This is a genomic window from Shimia biformata, from assembly GCF_016888515.1.
Taxonomy (GTDB): domain Bacteria; phylum Pseudomonadota; class Alphaproteobacteria; order Rhodobacterales; family Rhodobacteraceae; genus Shimia_A; species Shimia_A biformata.
Genome location: NZ_JAFEJK010000001.1, coordinates 2,156,008 through 2,172,072 on the forward strand (window position 1 = coordinate 2,156,008; position 16,065 = coordinate 2,172,072).

Below are 16,065 nucleotides of genomic sequence, written 5' to 3' on the forward strand. Positions count from 1 at the left end.
CCGGCAAGCAGCCGGGGATTTGCATGGCCTATACAGTGGAACAGATTGCCGTGGCGCTTGGGGCGAAAGCCCTTGGCGCCACAGGTCTTTTGATCGAGGGTTTGGCGGAACCCGCAGGGGCCGGACCGGACGACCTTGCGCTGGCGATGAAGCCCGGATACGCCGCAGGACTGGCCGAGGGCAAAGCCCGCGCCGCGATGCTGTGGGAGGGGGCCGACTGGCAGGCACTGGGGCTTGAGGCGGCGATCATCGCGCCGCGTCCGCGTTTTGCCATGGCCGAACTGACCCGCAGCTTCGATCCCGGTGAAAGCTATGGCGCGGGCATCCATCCCAGCGCCGTCATCCATGAGACCGCCGAGATTGCCGAGGATGTCCAGATCGGCCCCTTTGTCGTGATCGGACCGCGCGCCCGGATCGGGGCTGGATCGGTGATTGGCCCGCAATGTTTCATCGGTGCCGACGCGGTGCTGGGGCAGGGGGCATTCCTGCGCGAGGCGGTCTCGATCGGGGCGCGCTGCACGATTGGCGACCGTCTGATCGCCCAGCCCGGTGCGCGGGTCGGCGGCGACGGGTTTTCCTTTGTGACCGCCGAAGTCTCGGGGGTCGAGGCGGCGCGGGCATCCTTGGGCGATCAGGGCGAAACCAAGTCGCAAAGCTGGACCCGCATCCACTCGGTCGGGGCAGTCACCATTGGCGATGATGTCGAACTGGGCATGAACTGCACCATTGACCGCGGCACCATCCGCAACACCCGGATCGGCAACCGCACCAAGCTGGATAACCAGGTTCACCTGGGCCACAACGTTCAGGTCGGCGACGATTGCCTTCTGTGTGGCCAGGTCGGTGTCGCAGGATCGACACGTATCGGCAATAACGTGGTTCTGGGTGGTCAGGTGGGCGTCAACGACAACATATCCATCGGGGACAACGTGATCTGTGGCGGCGCAACCAAGGTCTTTACCAAGATCCCCGCCGGCCGGGTCATGCTGGGCTATCCGGCGGTGAAAATGGAAACGCATGTCGAAATGTACAAGTCGCTCCGCCGCCTGCCACGCCTGCTGGCAGATGTTGCTGCAATGAAGAAACAGGTTTCCAAGCGCGATGCGACAGACTAAAGCACGCGCAGACCGATAAAGAAGGACCAAGACATGAGCGTTCAGGACAAGGTGATCGAGATCATCGCCGAGCAAGCGGTGTTGGATCCGTCGGACGTCACACCCGAAAGCACTCTGGAAGATCTGGGGATCGACAGCCTCGGGGTGGTGGAAAGCATCTTTGCCATCGAAGAGGCGTTCGATATCTCGGTGCCGTTCAACGCCAACGATCCCACCGAAAGCGATTTCGACATCTCGTCAGTGAAATCCATCATCGCGGGGATCGAAAAGCTGATCGCCGAGCAGGCGGCCTGAGGCACGCGCGATGAAGCGGGTTGTCATCACCGGCGCGGGCACGATCAACGCCCTTGGACATAATGTTGCGGACACGCTTGAGGCCATGCGCGAAGGGCGCTGCGGCATCGGCGAATTGCAGATGCGCGATGTGGAACGGCTGGCCGTCAGGATCGGCGCGCAGGTGCAGGGGTTCGAGGCCGAGGGCCTGTTCAACCGCCAGCAGATGGCGCTTTATGACCGATTCACCCAGTTCACGCTGGTCGCCGCACGCGAAGCCATCGCGCAGTCGGGGCTTGAGTTCTCGGGCGAACTGGCGGCGCGGTCAGGTGTCGTGATGGGTAATTCCGGCGGCGGGATGCAGACGCTGGATGAGAATTACCGCACCGTTTACGAAGAGGGGAAGAACCGCGTTCACCCCTTTGTCGTGCCGAAACTGATGAACAACGCCGCCGCCAGCCACGTGTCGATGGAGTTCAACCTCAAGGGGCCCAGCTTTACCGTCGCCTCGGCCTGTGCGTCGTCGAACCACGCCATGGCGCAGGCCTTCCAGATGGTGCATGGCGGTTTTGCGCCCGTGATGATCACCGGCGGCGCGGAATCGATGCTGTGCTTTGGCGGCGTGAAAGCGTGGGAAGGTCTGCGCGTCATGTCCAAGGACGCCTGCCGCCCGTTCTCGGCCAACCGCAACGGCATGGTCCAGGGCGAGGGCGCGGGCATCTTTGTCTTCGAGGAATATGAACACGCCCGTGCGCGCGGCGCCGATATCCTGGCCGAGGTCGCGGGCTTTGCAATGTCCTCGGATGCGGCCGATATCGTCATGCCCTCGAAACAGGGCGCGGCGCGGGCCATCGCCGGTGCGCTGAAGGACGCACGGATCAATGCCGGGGATGTGGGCTATATCAACGCCCACGGCACCGGCACCGCAGCCAATGACAAGACCGAATGCGCCGCCGTTGCGGATGTGTTTGGCCGCCATGCCGACAGCCTGATGATTTCCTCGACCAAGTCGATGCATGGCCATCTGATCGGCGGCACCGGCGCAGTCGAGTTGCTGGCCTGTATCATGGCGCTGAAGGACGGGATCATCGCGCCCACCATCGGTTACGAGGAACCCGACCCGGAATGCGCGCTGGACGTGGTGCCGAACGAGGCCCGCGAAGCCAAGGTCGACGTGGCCCTGTCGAACGCCTTTGCCTTTGGCGGGCTGAACGCGGTTTTGGCCCTGCGCAAGGCCCCCTGACCACCGCCGCAAAAGCCGCCAACAAAAAACGCCGCCCCGGAACAGGGCGGCGTTTTTGCTTTGCTGGTTGGCGATCATTTCTCGGAGGCCGAGGCCTTTTCAATCGCCGCGGTGAACCCCTTGAGCGAGGTGTTGATCGTCACCTGCTGGTTCGGCGCCATCGCGGGCACGATCGAGATCACCGCCTTGCCGCCCTTCTTATAGGCATCCACGTCCTCTTGCGTCAGGCCCAGCCGCGCGATGCAGCCGACCGGATTGCAGAACGAGAACGGATAGCGTTTCGCCGACTGATCGTCGATCGAGATCGTCAGCTGCGCCGTCAAAAGCGTTTCCAGCGGAACCAGAACGGTTGCGCCCGCAACGGCCTGTCCCTGGTTTTGCAGCGGGAACATCACGAACTCGGCCACCGGGTTGCCGGCGACGTCATTCAGAAGCTGGTAGATCTGGCAGGGGCTTTCGACATTTGCGTCCGTGGTGCATTGCAGCTCCCAGTCGCCAAACTGCTCCTTGGTGATCTCCGCTGCCTGTGCCGGTGCCGGGGGTTGCACCGCCTGGCCCAGCGGCAGGTCTTCTGCCGGTTTCGGGGTTCCGGTTTCCTGCGCCGTGGCAAGGCCCGCGCCCAGAGCAAAAACGGCGGCAAGTGTCGAGATTTTCTTGATCATTTCGGGTCCCGTGAAGATTGATCTGACTGCTTGGATGACCGCATATCACGCCATTTTGCCAGTGTCAGCGCCAACCGGGATCAATTCCCTGTCTGACCGCGGTTTTCCGCCGTCTGCATCCGTTCAGGGGCGCGGGTCAGACACGCGTTCACAAAGCGCATCCCAAAGGAAAAAGGGGCCCGCAGAACAGGCCCCTTTCCAATTTTCACTCCCCGTCGGACTGGCCGACTTATTCTCTGGTAGGGACGCTACGAATAAATGACCCACCCGTCAACAGGGAATTTTTGACTTTTGAAGTTGTTTTTTCAGGAAAAAATGGCCGCACCCATTTGGCGCGGCCCAGTCCAACAGGGAGGAAACGGTTCCCGCCGGATCATTCCCGGCCGGGACCCCAACTAAGACTGGCACAGAGGGGTTAACATTGTATTTTGGAAAGAACGAAATCTGACGATGGGTTGGCAAGGTGCTTGAAAATTCTGTGTTTATCGGGGGCGGCGGCGAAGACTACGGCACGCCACAGGGGTTGCGGCTGGATTATGCCAACCGCCACGGGCTTGTGGCGGGGGCGACCGGGACGGGCAAGACCGTGACCTTGCAGATCCTGGCCGAGGGTTTCTCGGCTGCCGGGGTGCCGGTGTTCCTGTCGGACGTGAAGGGCGATCTGTCCGGGCTGGCGGCCGCGGGATCGGAAACCTTCAAACTGCATGATGCCTTCACCAGCCGCGCAGAAAAGATCGGCTTTGACAGCTATAGCTATGACGCCTTCCCGGTCACCTTCTGGGATCTCCTGGGCGAACAGGGCCACCCGGTCCGCACCACGGTTGCGGAAATGGGGCCGTTGCTTCTGGCCCGGCTGATGGAACTTTCCGAAGCACAGGAAGGCATTCTGAACATCGCCTTCCGGCTGGCCGATGAAGAAGGTCTGCCGCTTCTCGATCTCAAGGACCTGCAGGCGCTGCTGGTCTGGCTGGGAGAGAACCGCACCGAGCTGTCGCTGCGCTATGGCAATATCTCGGTCTCGTCGATCGGCGCGATCCAGCGGCGGCTGCTGGTTCTGGAAAACCAGGGCGGCAGCAACCTTTTTGGTGAACCGGCGCTGGAACTTTCCGACATCATGGCAACCGATGCCGACGGGCGTGGCCGGATCAACATCCTTGCCGCCGACAAGCTGATGGGCAGCCCGCGCCTCTATGCGACCTTCCTTCTGTGGCTCCTGAGCGAATTGTTCGAGGAACTGCCCGAGGTCGGCGACCCCGACAAACCCAGGCTGGTGTTCTTCTTCGACGAGGCGCACCTTCTGTTTGACGATGCGCCCAAGGCGCTGATCGACAAGGTCGAACAGGTGGCGCGCCTGATCCGCTCCAAGGGGGTGGGGGTCTATTTTATCACCCAGAACCCGGCGGATGTGCCCGAGGACATTCTTGGCCAGTTGGGGAACCGCGTCCAGCACGCCCTGCGCGCCTTTACCGCCAAGGACCGCCGCGCCCTGAAACTGGCTGCCGAAACCTATCGCGAAAACCCGCGCTTTTCGACCGAGGAAGCGATCCGCGAGGTTGGCGTTGGCGAAGCCGTGACGTCCATGCTGGAACGCAAGGGCATTCCCGGCGTGGTTGAACGAACGCTGATCCGCCCGCCCTCGTCACAGCTTGGCCCTCTGGATACTGCCCTGCGCCGCAAACATATCGCCACCTCGCCTATTGCTGGCAAATACGAGGCGCTTCTGGACCGGGAATCGGCTTATGAAATCCTGAAGAAACGCGCCGAGGAGGCCGCAGCCGAGGCCGCCAGGGTCGAGGAACAGGAAGACGAGATGCCCATGGCCCAGCGCGAATTCAATGCCGCGCGGCGTTACTCGGGCGCGCGCGTCAGCCGCTCTTCCTCGCGCAATACGTTGCGGGTCAAGGCCGACGACACCTATGGCGAGGCGCTGACAAAGATGGTGGTCAAGGAACTTTCCGGCACCACCGGGCGCCGCATCGTGCGCGGCATTCTGGGCGGGCTGTTCAAGGGGCGGTAGTCCCGTTTCATCTTGGGCGAAATACTCTCGCCGAAGGCAAAGGGCGCTCGAATGAGCGCCCTTTTCTTTTGTCACTTCTCGGGGATCAGCCCGCGTGGACTGAACCGCAAGACCAACAGCAGGATCACCCCCATCGTCAACAGCCGCATATGCGCGGCGCTGTCGATCAGGTGGGATTTCAGCGCCGAGCCGTCGTCCAGCCCGGCGGTGATGACCTGCATCAGCCACAGGCCAATCGGTTCCACCTGCACCCAGAAGAACCAGATGATGAAGCCGCCCAGCACAGCGCCAAGGTTGTTGCCCGATCCGCCGACGATCACCATCACCCAGATCAGGAAGGTAAAGCGCAGGGGCTGATAGGTGCCCGGTGTCAGCTGGCCATCCAGTGTGGTCAGCATCGCGCCCGCGATCCCGCAGACGGCCGATCCCAGCACGAAAATCTGCAAATGCCGCCGGGTGACGTCCTTGCCCATGGCTTCTGCCGCGACCTCGTTGTCGCGGATCGCGCGCATCATCCGGCCCCAAGGCGATTTCAGCGCCAGTTGCGCCGCCACGAAAATCAGGATCAGCACGGCGGCGAACAACAGCGAATAGCCCAGTTTCACCGTCAGGGACGAGGCCGTGGCCACGTCGATCCCCAGCCCTTCGGCCCGCGCGATGAAGCTTGGGCTTTCCTGCAGGTCGATCTCGTAAGGCACCGGGCGGGGCAGGCCGATCACGTTCTTCACGCCGCGCGCCAGCCAGTCCTCGTTCTTCATCACCGCGATGATGATCTCGGCAATCCCCAGCGTTGCAATCGCCAGATAATCCGAGCGCAGCCCCAGCGCGGTCTTGCCAATGAGCCACGCGGCCCCGGCCGCCAGCACACCGCCAAAACCCCAGCCCACAAGCGTCATGTAACCATGGGCCTTGAAGTTCTCGACACCGCCGGGGTTGATGCCGCCGATATTGCCGGTCGCCGCCGGGGTGATCGCCTCGACAAAGGCGACGCCGGGATCGAACACCGCACGATAGAGGAAAAAGCCGCCAACCAGCACCACCAGCATGGTGATCAGGCGCGCGCGGCCCTTGGGCATGCGCTTGTTGATCATGACCGCGGCAATGACCGTGGCCGCACCAAGGCCAAGCGCCAGGATGATCCGCCAGGCACCACCCGCAGCCCATGCGCCGGGCGAGGGCGGCATCGAGGTCAGCACAACGGCCAGACCACCCAGCGCGACAAAGCCCATGACGCCGACATTGAACAGGCCGGCAAAGCCCCATTGCAGGTTCACGCCAAGCGCCATGATCGCCGAGATCAGCCCCATGTTCAGGATCAGAACCGCGACATTCCATGACTGCACAAACCCGGTGCCGAGGATCAGAACCGCGACAAGACCAAACAGAAGGGTGTTTTTCATCGTATCGCTCATACCGATTTCCCCTTGAACAGCCCGGTGGGTTTGAACAGCAGGACGATCAGCAGGATGACGAAGCTGACCGCGAATTTATAGTCGGTGGACAACAGTTGCACGAGGCCCGACGGCTCAAGGCTCTCCGGCATCAGATAGCCCAGCACCTTTTTCCACGCATAGGTGATCGTCACCTCGGAAAAGGCGATGATGAAGCCGCCCGCGATGGCGCCCAAGGGGTTGCCAAGGCCTCCGACGATGGCCGAGGCGAAGATCGGCAGCAGCAGCTGGAAATAGACAAAGGGTTTGAACGTCTTGTCGAGCCCGTAAAGAACCCCCGCCGTTGTCGCCAGCGCCGCCACGATCAGCCATGTATACATGACCACGCGTTCCGGGTTGATGCCCGACAACAGCGCCAGATCTTCGTTGTCGGAATAGGCGCGCATGGATTTGCCGGTGCGGGTTTTGTTCAGGAACCAGAACAACAGCGCCACACAGATCACCGCGACGACAACCGTGATCCCTTGGGTGGTCTTGATCGCCAGCCCTTCTTTCAGGCCCGTCATCGCCTTGAAATCACGGACCGAGATGATGAAGCGCTCGCCATCGGCAAAGCTCTGGTCATTGGGGCCGATGATGAAACGCACCAGCCCGTTCATGATGAACATCACGCCCATCGAGACAATGACAAGGATCACCGGCTTGGCCTTCTGCTCGCGGTAGAAGCGATAGACCATGCGGTCGGTGATCAGGACCAGCGCCATACAGCCAAGAATGGCGAAGGGCAGGGCAAGAAGGGCGGTGGGCAGCGGGCCAAGGCCGATACCCATCGACTGAAACCACCATGTTACCAGCACCGCGATCATCGCCCCGAACGCCATGGTGTCACCATGGGCAAAGTTCGAAAACCGCAGGATGCCATAGATCAAAGTCACCCCAAGCGCCCCAAGCGCCAACTGGCTGCCATAGGCAACGGCGGGAATGATCACAAAATTTGAAAGCGCCACGAGGGCGTTGAGAAGGTCCATTAGGTCAACACCTCGCATTTGCCGACACCTGCAATCCAGGTACCCGTTGTTCCATCGGGTTTGTCGGTTTTGACTTTGTTTTTGTCGAAGTGGCGTAAGTTCGTGTGGAGTGTATAGACAGCCCCCCCGTCGGGATAGACGGTCAGGAAATGCGCGTTCACCCCGCGATAGGTGGTAACGAAGCTCGCAATTCCGGTTGGCTTATCAATGACAACATCGGCGTCCTTGTGTGAACCGGGGGCAACAAAGGTTGCCTTGGTGCCGCGATTGGGCCACACGACCAGAAGATTTAGCGGCCTGTCCGTTCCTGTTGCGTGCGAATATTGCATGTCAAAATGACAGTCCAAATCTGCTGCGTTTGCTTTGCCGGAAATGGTCATGGCCAAGCCTAACAACAAAGCCGCAAGCACTGTCGCGCCTTTCTTGCTGTTGATTTGATGTGACGGCTGTGATGAAAACACGAATCTCATCTCACCCCCCCAAGAACGACTTGCGGACATCTTCATCCGCCAGAAGTTCCTTGCCGGTGCCGGTATAGGCATTGCGGCCCTGCACCAGAACATATCCCCGGTCGGCGATTTCCAGCGCTTGCCGGGCGTTCTGTTCGACCATCAGGATCGGGATGCCGGTACGCGACACCTCGATGATGCGGTCAAACAGTTCGTCCATGACGATGGGCGACACACCGGCGGTGGGTTCGTCCAGCATCAGAACCTTGGGCTTGGTCATCAGCGCGCGGCCCACGGCGACCTGCTGACGCTGACCGCCAGACAATTCCCCGGCGGGCTGGTTGCGCTTGTCTTTCAGGATCGGGAACAGGGTATAGACCTGCTCCATCGTCTCGCTGAAATCATCGGTGCGAATGAAGGCGCCCATTTCAAGGTTTTCCTCCACCGTCATCGAGGTGAAGATGTTGTTGGTCTGCGGCACGAACCCCATGCCCTTGACCACGCGGTCCTGCGGGGAAAGGTCGGTGATGTCCTCGCCATCCAGACGGACCGAGCCCTGACGCAGGTTCAGCATCCCGAAAACCGCCTTCATGCCGGTCGATTTGCCCGCCCCGTTGGGGCCGACGATCACGGCGATTTCACCGGGGTTCACCGCGATGGTGCAGTCATGCAGGATGTCCGGCCCGTTGCCGTAACCACCCGTCATGCTGTCGCCGATCAGGAAGGCGCTGCCTGTGTCCATCTTGCGCCCGGTGCCCGGCGACGCCTTCAGCGTGCCGGTGCCCTTGGTATTGGTGATCGAGGCGTCCTTGTTGCCGCGGTCGCCATAGTCGCCGTTGCTCATGACGTCGCCCCCACCTTGTCCTTGTTCTTGAGGCCGGTGCCCAGATAGGCCTCGATCACCTGTTCGTTGGCCTTGATTTCGTCCAGCGTGCCCTCGGCCAGTACCTTGCCTTCGGCCATGCAGATGACCGGATCACAGATTTTGCCAATGAAATCCATGTCATGCTCGATCACGACGAAGGTATAGTTGCGTTCCTTGTTCAGCCGCAGGATCGCGTCGCCGATGGTGTTCAACAGCGTGCGGTTCACGCCTGCGCCGACCTCGTCCAAAAAGACGATCTTGGCATCCACCATCATCGTGCGGCCCAGTTCCAACAGCTTCTTCTGCCCGCCCGAGACCTGACCCGCCTTGTGGTCGGCCAGATGTTCGATGGTCAGGAATTCCAGCACCTCATCCGCCTTGGCCCGCAGCGCGCGTTCCTCGTCGGCGATGCGCTTGCGGCCAAACCAGGTGTTCCAGAGCTGTTCGCCCGACTGGTTGCCCGGAACCATCATCAGGTTCTCGCGGCAGGTCATCGACGAAAACTCGTGCGCGATCTGGAATGTGCGCAACAGCCCTTTGTGGAACAACTCGTGCGGCGGCAGGCCGGTGATGTCCTCTCCGGCCATGGTCACGCGGCCCGACGTTGGTTCAAGAACGCCTGCGATCACGTTGAAAAGAGTGGTTTTTCCCGCCCCGTTAGGGCCGATCAGACCGGTGATGGACTGTGGTTCAATCTTCAGGGTCGCACCGTCCACGGCGCGGAATCCCCCGAAATGCTTGTGAACGTCTTCAACGACGATCATACGCGTACCCCCCATATGCGCGATTCTGGCCGCGCCTTATATATGGAAAAACAGCCCGGGCAAGTCCCGGGCTGTTCTGATGTCAAACGCTCATCAACGGATCAGCGATATTTGGTCGTGGTGATCTTGCCACCCTCGACGTGGATCTGGCGATAGTTGCCGGCGGATTCGCCGCCACCGATCAGCTCCACCGCAGTCGCGCCGACATAGTCGACCTCACCGCCATTCGCGAGGATTTCCAGCGCCTTGGCCAGTTCACCGGGATAGATTTTCTCACCCGGTGCGTTGGCGACATCCATCACCTTGGCCTTGTAGTCACCCGGCTCAACCGAACCGGCCGCCTGCATCGCCAGCAGGATCAGCGCAGCCGCGTCATAGGATTCCGGCGTGAAGGGCGAGGTCGAATCGAACATGTCGCCGACCATTTCCGAGAATTTCGCAACGCCGGGGCTGTCGGTGCCCGGATGCTGGCCGGTCGAGCCGTCGATCTCGTCGCCGAAGTTCTCTTCCAGCGATGCCGAAATCATGCCGTCGGGGAAGTGGAACGTGTCAAACGCGCCGGTGTCGATCGCGGCGCGGATGATGCCCTTGCCGCCCTGGTCGGCATAACCGGCAACCACCAGACGCTCACCGCCGGCTGCGGCCAGCGCGCCAACCTCGGCCGAATAGTCCGCTTTGCCGTCTTCATGCGCCGCCGAGATGGTCACGGTGCCGCCTGCCGCTTCGAACGCAGCCTGGAAGCTGTCGGCCAGACCTTTACCATAGTCGTTGTTGGTATAGGTCAGTGCGACTTCCTTGATGCCTTCTTCCATCAGCACTTCGGTCATCACGACACCCTGGCGGGCATCCGACGGCGCGGTGCGGAAGAACAGGCCGTTGTCTTCTGCGGTCGACAGCGCGGGCGAGGTCGCCGAGGGCGAAATCATCACGATGCCGTTCGGCAGCGCCACGTTCGACAGGATCGCACCGGTCACACCCGAGCAGTCGGCGCCCATGATGCCCTTGACGCCATCGGCGGTAACAAGGCGTTCTGCGGCGGCGGTTGCGGCGGCGGCGTCAACACAGGTCGAGTCCGCGCGCACCGGGGTCACGGTGGTTCCGCCCAGCAGCTTGCCCGACTCGCTGACTTCTTTCATCGCCAGTTCCGCGCCATCCGCCATCGACGGCGTCAGCGATTCGATCGGTCCGGTGAAACCAAGAATGATGCCAAGCTTGATCTCTTCGGCGCTAGCGGCACCCGCCATGATTGCGGTTGCGGCGCTTGCCAGAAGCAGTTTTTTCATGAGTTTACTCCCTAGTTGGTATTGTTTTACCGGACTTGAGCCTATGCGCGGTTTCTGCGGAAGAAAAGGGCAATTTACGCCTGACTGCCGCTGGGGAAGGCAGACTTTGTCGTCATGCGCGCTAAATTGGGAAATAAGTCCGAAACAGCGCCGAAGGGGGCCGATGTGACACGCCTGATTGTCCTGATTTTCCTTGTTCTGATGCCCGGTGTGGCTGTGGCGGAAACGCTTACGCTGTCTGCCGGAGAGGTGCGGGTGCAAAAACAGGCGGCGGGTCTGAAGGTGCCGTGGGGCATCGATTTCCTGCCGGATGGCCGTGCGCTGGTCACCGAGCGCGGCGGGCGTCTTTTCCTGTTGGACGGGCAGGGCGCGAAAGCGCCGGTGAAGGGCGTGCCGAAAGTGTATGCGCGGGGGCAGGGCGGTTTGCTGGACGTCATGGTGCCACGCGATTTTGACCGAAGCCGAGAGGTTTTCCTGACCTATGCGACAAAACAGAAGGGCGGCGCGGGCACAGCCGTAGGCAAGGGGCGGTTGTCGGCGGACGGCAGGCGGCTTGAGGGGTTTCGCCAGATATTCGAGATGGCACCGGGGTCGTCCGGCGGGCGGCATTTCGGCAGCCGCATCGTCGAAGCCCGCGATGGCACGCTGTTTGTCACCATCGGCGACCGGGGCGATGACATGGCCGCGCAGGATCTTTCCCGGCACAATGGCAGCGTGATCCGCATCACCCGCGACGGCGCCCCGGCACCGGGCAACCCGTTTCTGGGCCGCGACGAGGCGCAGCCCGAGATCTGGTCCTATGGCCACCGCAACCCGCAGGGCGCGACACTGGACCTGAGCGGCCGCCTTGTCGTGATCGAACATGGCGCGCGCGGCGGGGACGAGGTGAACCGGGTGCAGAAGGGTGCGAACTATGGCTGGCCGGTGATCGCCTATGGCCGCCATTACTCAGGCGCGAAAATCGGCGAGGGCACGGCGAAACCGGGCATGCAGCAGCCCGAGTTTTATTGGGACCCGTCCATCGCGCCCTCTGGCGGAATGGTCTATTCCGGCCGGCTTTTCCCGCGCTGGAAGGGGCATCTGTTCACCGGCAGTCTGAAATTCGACTATCTCTCGCGGCTTTCGGGCAGCCCGCTGAAAGAGGTCGAGCGCATCACCGGCGACTTCACCACCCGAACCCGCGATGTGGCCGAGGCGCCCGATGGCGCGATCTGGGTGGTTTCGGAAGGCAACGGCGCGGTTTACCGTTTGAGTCGGGCACGCTAGGCTGGCGGCAGATTTATTCATCACAACCAAAGGGTTTTCCCCATGCTTCGCGCCGCTTTCCTGTCCCTTACCCTGATCCTGATGGCCGCGCCGCCCACCGTTGCGCAGGAAAACCAGCGCACGCGCTACAACGAAAACCGCGCTGAGTTCGACGCCATGGTGCAGGCACGTCGCATGGGGGACGCGATGCAATACCTACTGGGAGAAGCGGCGGTCCCGGTGGAAGAGGCGGGCAAGTTCAACGATCAGGTCGCCAACTATTATTCCAGCGACTTCATCGGCACCGCCACGGTGCGGTCAGAGGCGCTGAAAGACGGGTTCCGCCACGAGATGCTGGCCTATTGGAACGAGGAACGGCAGTACCTCTATGTCTATGTCGTGCTGCACACGATCGACAATGTGCAGCGCACGGTTTCGGTCACCTATGACAGCGATTTTGCCGACATCATCGCGCTGTTCTGAGCCGCTCAGACCGACAGCCGCGCCGCGTGGCTGCCGCGTTCGCGATAGGGCGTGGTATCGTAATGCGCGCGGTAGCATTTCGAAAAGTGGCTGGGCGAGGTGAACCCACAGGCCAGCGCGACATTGATCACGCTCATATCCGTCTGCATCAACAGGTTGCGGGCCTTTTGCAGGCGCAGTTCCATGTAATAGCGCTTGGGCGAGCGGTTCAGGTAACGCCGGAACAGCCGTTCCAGCTGCCGGGTGGACATGCCCACATCCGAGGCCAGGATCGACGGGCTGATCGGGTCTTCCAGGTTCTGTTCCATCATCTGGATGACCTGGGACAGTTTCGGATGGCGCACGCCGATCCGGGTCGGGACTGACAGGCGCTGGGTGTCCTGGTCGGTGCGGATCGAGGAATAGATCAGCTGATCGGCCACCGCATTGGCCAGTTCCTCGCCGTGGTCATCGGCGATGATCTTCAGCATCAGGTCAATCGACGCGGTGCCGCCCGCCGTGGTGATGCGGTTCTTGTCGACGATGAACACCGACTTGGTCAGTTCGACCTCGGTGAACTCCTCGGTGAAGCTGTCCTGATTCTCCCAGTGGATCGTGGCGCGCTTGCCGTCCAGCAGCCCGGCCTTGGCCAGCGTATAGGCCGCGGTGCAAAGCCCGCCGATCACCAGCCCCTTGCGTGCCTCGCGGCGCAGCCAGCTGAGAACACGTTTGGTCGTGGCATGCTGCACATCGATGCCGCCGCAGATCATGATTGTGTCGTCGCGGTTCAGCTCTTCCAGATCAAGGTCCAGATGGAACGAAGCCCCCGCCGAACACGACACCGTATCGCCGCCTTCGCCCGCCAGAGCCCATGAATAAAGCTCTTTTCCCGCCATCCGGTTGGCAATTCGCAGGCTTTCCACTGCCGCGGCAAAGCACAACAGGGTAAACTGGTCCAGCAACACAAAGACAAAACGCCGCGGCTTGTCCGGCGCGTTTTCAATCTCGACGACGATATGTTTCGGGGGTTTGGTCAATGTCGCTACCAGATGTCGTTTTTTGTCATTCTTCTTGTGACGGTGCGTCATGTGTCCGGCATCGTCAAGGGAGGACAACAGCCCGACATGCGGTCAATCTGCTATGGTTTCCGCTAACATCCTTTTGTATAGAGACCCACGCAACATTTCCTACCGGAGAAAGACAATGGCTGAATGGCAAAAATCTGACTGGCGCAACAAGCCCCGGATTCAGATGCCGGAGTATACGAACAAGGACGAGTTGAACGCGGTCGAAGCGCAACTTGCCTCGTATCCGCCCCTGGTCTTTGCCGGTGAGGCGCGCACGCTGAAAAAGAAACTCGGTGCCGCCTCGCGCGGCGAAGCCTTCCTTCTGCAGGGCGGCGACTGTGCCGAAAGTTTCGCACAGTTCAGCGCCGACCAGATTCGGGACACGTTCAAGGTCATGCTGCAGATGGCGATGGTCCTGACCTATGGCGCCAAGGTGCCGGTGGTCAAAGTCGGCCGCATGGCGGGCCAGTTCGCCAAGCCGCGCTCGGCCCCGACCGAGACGGTGAATGGCATCGAACTGCCCAGCTATCGCGGTGACATCATCAACGAGCTGGATTTCACCCCCGCCGCACGCATCCCCGACCCGAAGAAGATGCTTCAGGCCTACACGCAGGCGGCGGCGACGCTGAACCTGTTGCGCGCATTTTCAACGGGTGGCTATGCCGATGTGCATCAGGTCCATTCGTGGACGCTGGGCTTTACCGAAAGCGAAAAGGCCAGCGAATACCGCGATATGGCCAACCGCATCAGCGACACGCTGGACTTCATGAAGGCGGCGGGCATCGACAGCGCCCAGGCCGAGGCGCTGCGCACGGTCAGCTTTTACACCAGCCATGAATCGCTTCTGCTGGAATATGAACAGGCACTGACCCGGCTTGATTCGACCTCTGGCAAATGGCTGGCCGGCTCGGGTCACATGCTGTGGATCGGCGACCGCACCCGTCAGCCTGACGGCGCGCATGTCGAATTCGCACGCGGTGTTCTGAACCCGATTGGTCTGAAATGCGGGCCGACCACCACCGCCGAAGACCTCAAGGTTCTGATGGAAAAACTGAACCCGGAAAACGAGGCCGGCCGCCTGACCCTGATTGCACGCTTTGGTGCGGGATCGGTGGGCGAACACCTGCCGCGCCTGATCAAGGCGGTGCAGGAAGAGGGCGCGAACGTGCTTTGGACCTGTGACCCGATGCATGGCAACACCATCAAATCGGCCACCGGCTACAAGACCCGGCCGTTCGAGTCGGTGCTGCGCGAGGTGCGCGAGTTCTTTGCCGTCCACAAGGCCGAGGGCACGATTCCCGGCGGTGTGCATTTCGAGATGACCGGTCAGGACGTGACCGAATGCACCGGCGGCGTGCGTGCCGTGACCGAAGAGGACCTGTCGGACCGCTACCACACCGCCTGCGACCCGCGTCTGAACGCGTCGCAATCGCTGGAACTGGCCTTCCTCGTCGCCGAGGAACTGTCGGCGCGGCGGCAGGAGGCACAGGCCGAAGCGGTCTGATCTCGCTTACATCACAAACGAGGGAAACCCCGGCCATCGCGCCGGGGTTTTTCTTTGGTTCAGCGCACCACCAGCCGCAGATGCGGCACATGGGTTGCCACGGTCCTGTCCTGATCCACGTCCGAAGCAGGAACCGGGTCGGCGGGTTGCACCCTGGGGCTGACCGGGCGGATCACCTGGCCGTCAATGCCAAACCGCGTCAGGCCAATTGTCGGCCGGGCGCTATGGTCGATGCACCCAAGCGCCCGCGTGACCCTGCCGTGGCGATCCAGAAGCGGCAGCAACAGCATCTGGCCCGGCATGCCGCTTTCACACTGCAACCCCAGCTTGGCGCGGGCAGGGCGGTCAAACACCTCTTCCAGCGCCGAGCGGAATATGTCGCGGCTGTCCGGCAGGATCAGCGCACTCAGCGGCATCCCCCGCAGTTCCATCCCCAGAAGGTCGTTCACCCGCGCCCCGGCCACCCTGATTCGCGCCATGCCCGGCGCGATCCGCTCAAGCACAACGCAATGGGCCAGCGCGGTCTGCAAGGCGCGCGGGTCAAGCGCGGTGCGGGCGGGAATGCCCCCGGCCCGGCGTAATTGCGCCCAATGATCCTCGACCATGCGGAGGGCATGAAACGCCTCACCCTGCGTTGCCTGCGAATTGCCAAATCTGAACCGACCGAACATTTCCGTCCCCTTCACCGGACCACCCG

General features: G+C 61.7%; 16 protein-coding genes. 7 read left to right on the forward strand and 9 right to left on the reverse strand.

Features of this window, described 5'->3' with window-relative positions:
• Positions 1–23: 23 nt before the first annotated feature.
• The 3 genes from lpxD to JQ863_RS10575 are packed head-to-tail and all read left to right on the forward strand — an operon-like array spanning position 24 to position 2,631.
• Positions 24–1,115: a UDP-3-O-(3-hydroxymyristoyl)glucosamine N-acyltransferase gene (gene lpxD / locus JQ863_RS10565; RefSeq protein ID WP_204114234.1), complete on the forward strand. Its 1,092-nt coding sequence runs from the start codon at positions 24–26 to the stop codon at positions 1,113–1,115.
• 33 nt (positions 1,116–1,148) lie between these two features.
• Positions 1,149–1,409: an acyl carrier protein gene (locus JQ863_RS10570; protein WP_204114235.1), complete on the forward strand. Its 261-nt coding sequence runs from the start codon at positions 1,149–1,151 to the stop codon at positions 1,407–1,409.
• A 10-nt stretch (positions 1,410–1,419) separates the two neighbouring features.
• Positions 1,420–2,631, forward strand: coding sequence for a beta-ketoacyl-[acyl-carrier-protein] synthase family protein (locus tag JQ863_RS10575; protein ID WP_204114236.1), 1,212 nt, complete (start codon positions 1,420–1,422; stop codon positions 2,629–2,631).
• A 74-nt stretch (positions 2,632–2,705) separates the two neighbouring features.
• Here JQ863_RS10575 and JQ863_RS10580 read toward each other — a convergent pair whose 3' ends face one another.
• A complete protein-coding gene (locus JQ863_RS10580) occupies positions 2,706–3,293 on the reverse strand; it encodes an invasion associated locus B family protein (RefSeq protein WP_204114237.1) in 588 nt (195 codons plus the stop codon).
• A gap of 463 nt (positions 3,294–3,756) precedes the next feature.
• Here JQ863_RS10580 and JQ863_RS10585 point away from each other — a divergent pair, with 463 nt between their 5' ends.
• Positions 3,757–5,310, forward strand: coding sequence for a helicase HerA-like domain-containing protein (locus JQ863_RS10585; RefSeq protein WP_204114238.1), 1,554 nt, complete (start codon positions 3,757–3,759; stop codon positions 5,308–5,310).
• Between the two features lie 71 nt (positions 5,311–5,381).
• Here JQ863_RS10585 and JQ863_RS10590 read toward each other — a convergent pair whose 3' ends face one another.
• The 6 genes from JQ863_RS10590 to JQ863_RS10615 all read right to left on the reverse strand — a co-directional run bounded on the left by JQ863_RS10590 (position 5,382) and on the right by JQ863_RS10615 (position 11,090).
• The gene (locus JQ863_RS10590; protein ID WP_204114239.1) at positions 5,382–6,722 is read right to left on the reverse strand and encodes a branched-chain amino acid ABC transporter permease; all 1,341 of its coding nucleotides are present in this window, start codon (positions 6,720–6,722) and stop codon (positions 5,382–5,384) included.
• Positions 6,719–7,729: a branched-chain amino acid ABC transporter permease gene (locus JQ863_RS10595; RefSeq protein ID WP_204114240.1), complete on the reverse strand. Its 1,011-nt coding sequence runs from the start codon at positions 7,727–7,729 to the stop codon at positions 6,719–6,721. Before JQ863_RS10595 ends, JQ863_RS10590 begins: the two co-directional genes overlap by 4 nt.
• On the reverse strand, positions 7,729–8,199 hold the full coding sequence (locus tag JQ863_RS10600; protein ID WP_204114241.1) for a hypothetical protein: 471 nt from the start codon (positions 8,197–8,199) through the stop codon (positions 7,729–7,731). The genes JQ863_RS10595 and JQ863_RS10600 overlap by 1 nt, the downstream gene beginning before the upstream one ends.
• Position 8,200: 1 nt before the next feature.
• Complete coding sequence (locus tag JQ863_RS10605) at positions 8,201–9,022, reverse strand: ABC transporter ATP-binding protein (RefSeq protein ID WP_204114242.1); 822 nt, start codon at positions 9,020–9,022, stop codon at positions 8,201–8,203.
• Positions 9,019–9,807: an ABC transporter ATP-binding protein gene (locus JQ863_RS10610; protein ID WP_204114243.1), complete on the reverse strand. Its 789-nt coding sequence runs from the start codon at positions 9,805–9,807 to the stop codon at positions 9,019–9,021. The genes JQ863_RS10605 and JQ863_RS10610 overlap by 4 nt, the downstream gene beginning before the upstream one ends.
• Before the next feature lie 101 nt (positions 9,808–9,908).
• Positions 9,909–11,090 carry an ABC transporter substrate-binding protein gene (locus JQ863_RS10615; RefSeq protein WP_204114244.1) on the reverse strand — a complete coding sequence of 394 codons (1,182 nt, stop codon included), beginning with the start codon at positions 11,088–11,090 and terminating at the stop codon, positions 9,909–9,911.
• Positions 11,091–11,255: 165 nt separating this feature from the next.
• Between JQ863_RS10615 and JQ863_RS10620 the strand changes: the two genes are divergently transcribed.
• On the forward strand, positions 11,256–12,356 hold the full coding sequence (locus JQ863_RS10620) for a PQQ-dependent sugar dehydrogenase (RefSeq protein ID WP_338055514.1): 1,101 nt from the start codon (positions 11,256–11,258) through the stop codon (positions 12,354–12,356).
• A 42-nt stretch (positions 12,357–12,398) separates the two neighbouring features.
• A complete protein-coding gene (locus JQ863_RS10625) occupies positions 12,399–12,818 on the forward strand; it encodes a hypothetical protein (RefSeq protein WP_204114245.1) in 420 nt (139 codons plus the stop codon).
• Between the two features lie 5 nt (positions 12,819–12,823).
• Here JQ863_RS10625 and JQ863_RS10630 read toward each other — a convergent pair whose 3' ends face one another.
• Positions 12,824–13,834 carry a GlxA family transcriptional regulator gene (locus tag JQ863_RS10630; RefSeq protein WP_239113262.1) on the reverse strand — a complete coding sequence of 337 codons (1,011 nt, stop codon included), beginning with the start codon at positions 13,832–13,834 and terminating at the stop codon, positions 12,824–12,826.
• A gap of 166 nt (positions 13,835–14,000) precedes the next feature.
• On the opposite strand from JQ863_RS10630, the gene JQ863_RS10635 reads away from it, so the two are divergent.
• On the forward strand, positions 14,001–15,368 hold the full coding sequence (locus JQ863_RS10635) for a class II 3-deoxy-7-phosphoheptulonate synthase (protein ID WP_204114247.1): 1,368 nt from the start codon (positions 14,001–14,003) through the stop codon (positions 15,366–15,368).
• 59 nt (positions 15,369–15,427) lie between these two features.
• On the opposite strand, the gene JQ863_RS10640 is transcribed toward JQ863_RS10635, so the two are convergent.
• Positions 15,428–16,039: a PAS domain-containing protein gene (locus tag JQ863_RS10640; RefSeq protein WP_204114248.1), complete on the reverse strand. Its 612-nt coding sequence runs from the start codon at positions 16,037–16,039 to the stop codon at positions 15,428–15,430.
• Between the last annotated feature and the right edge of the window lie 26 nt (positions 16,040–16,065).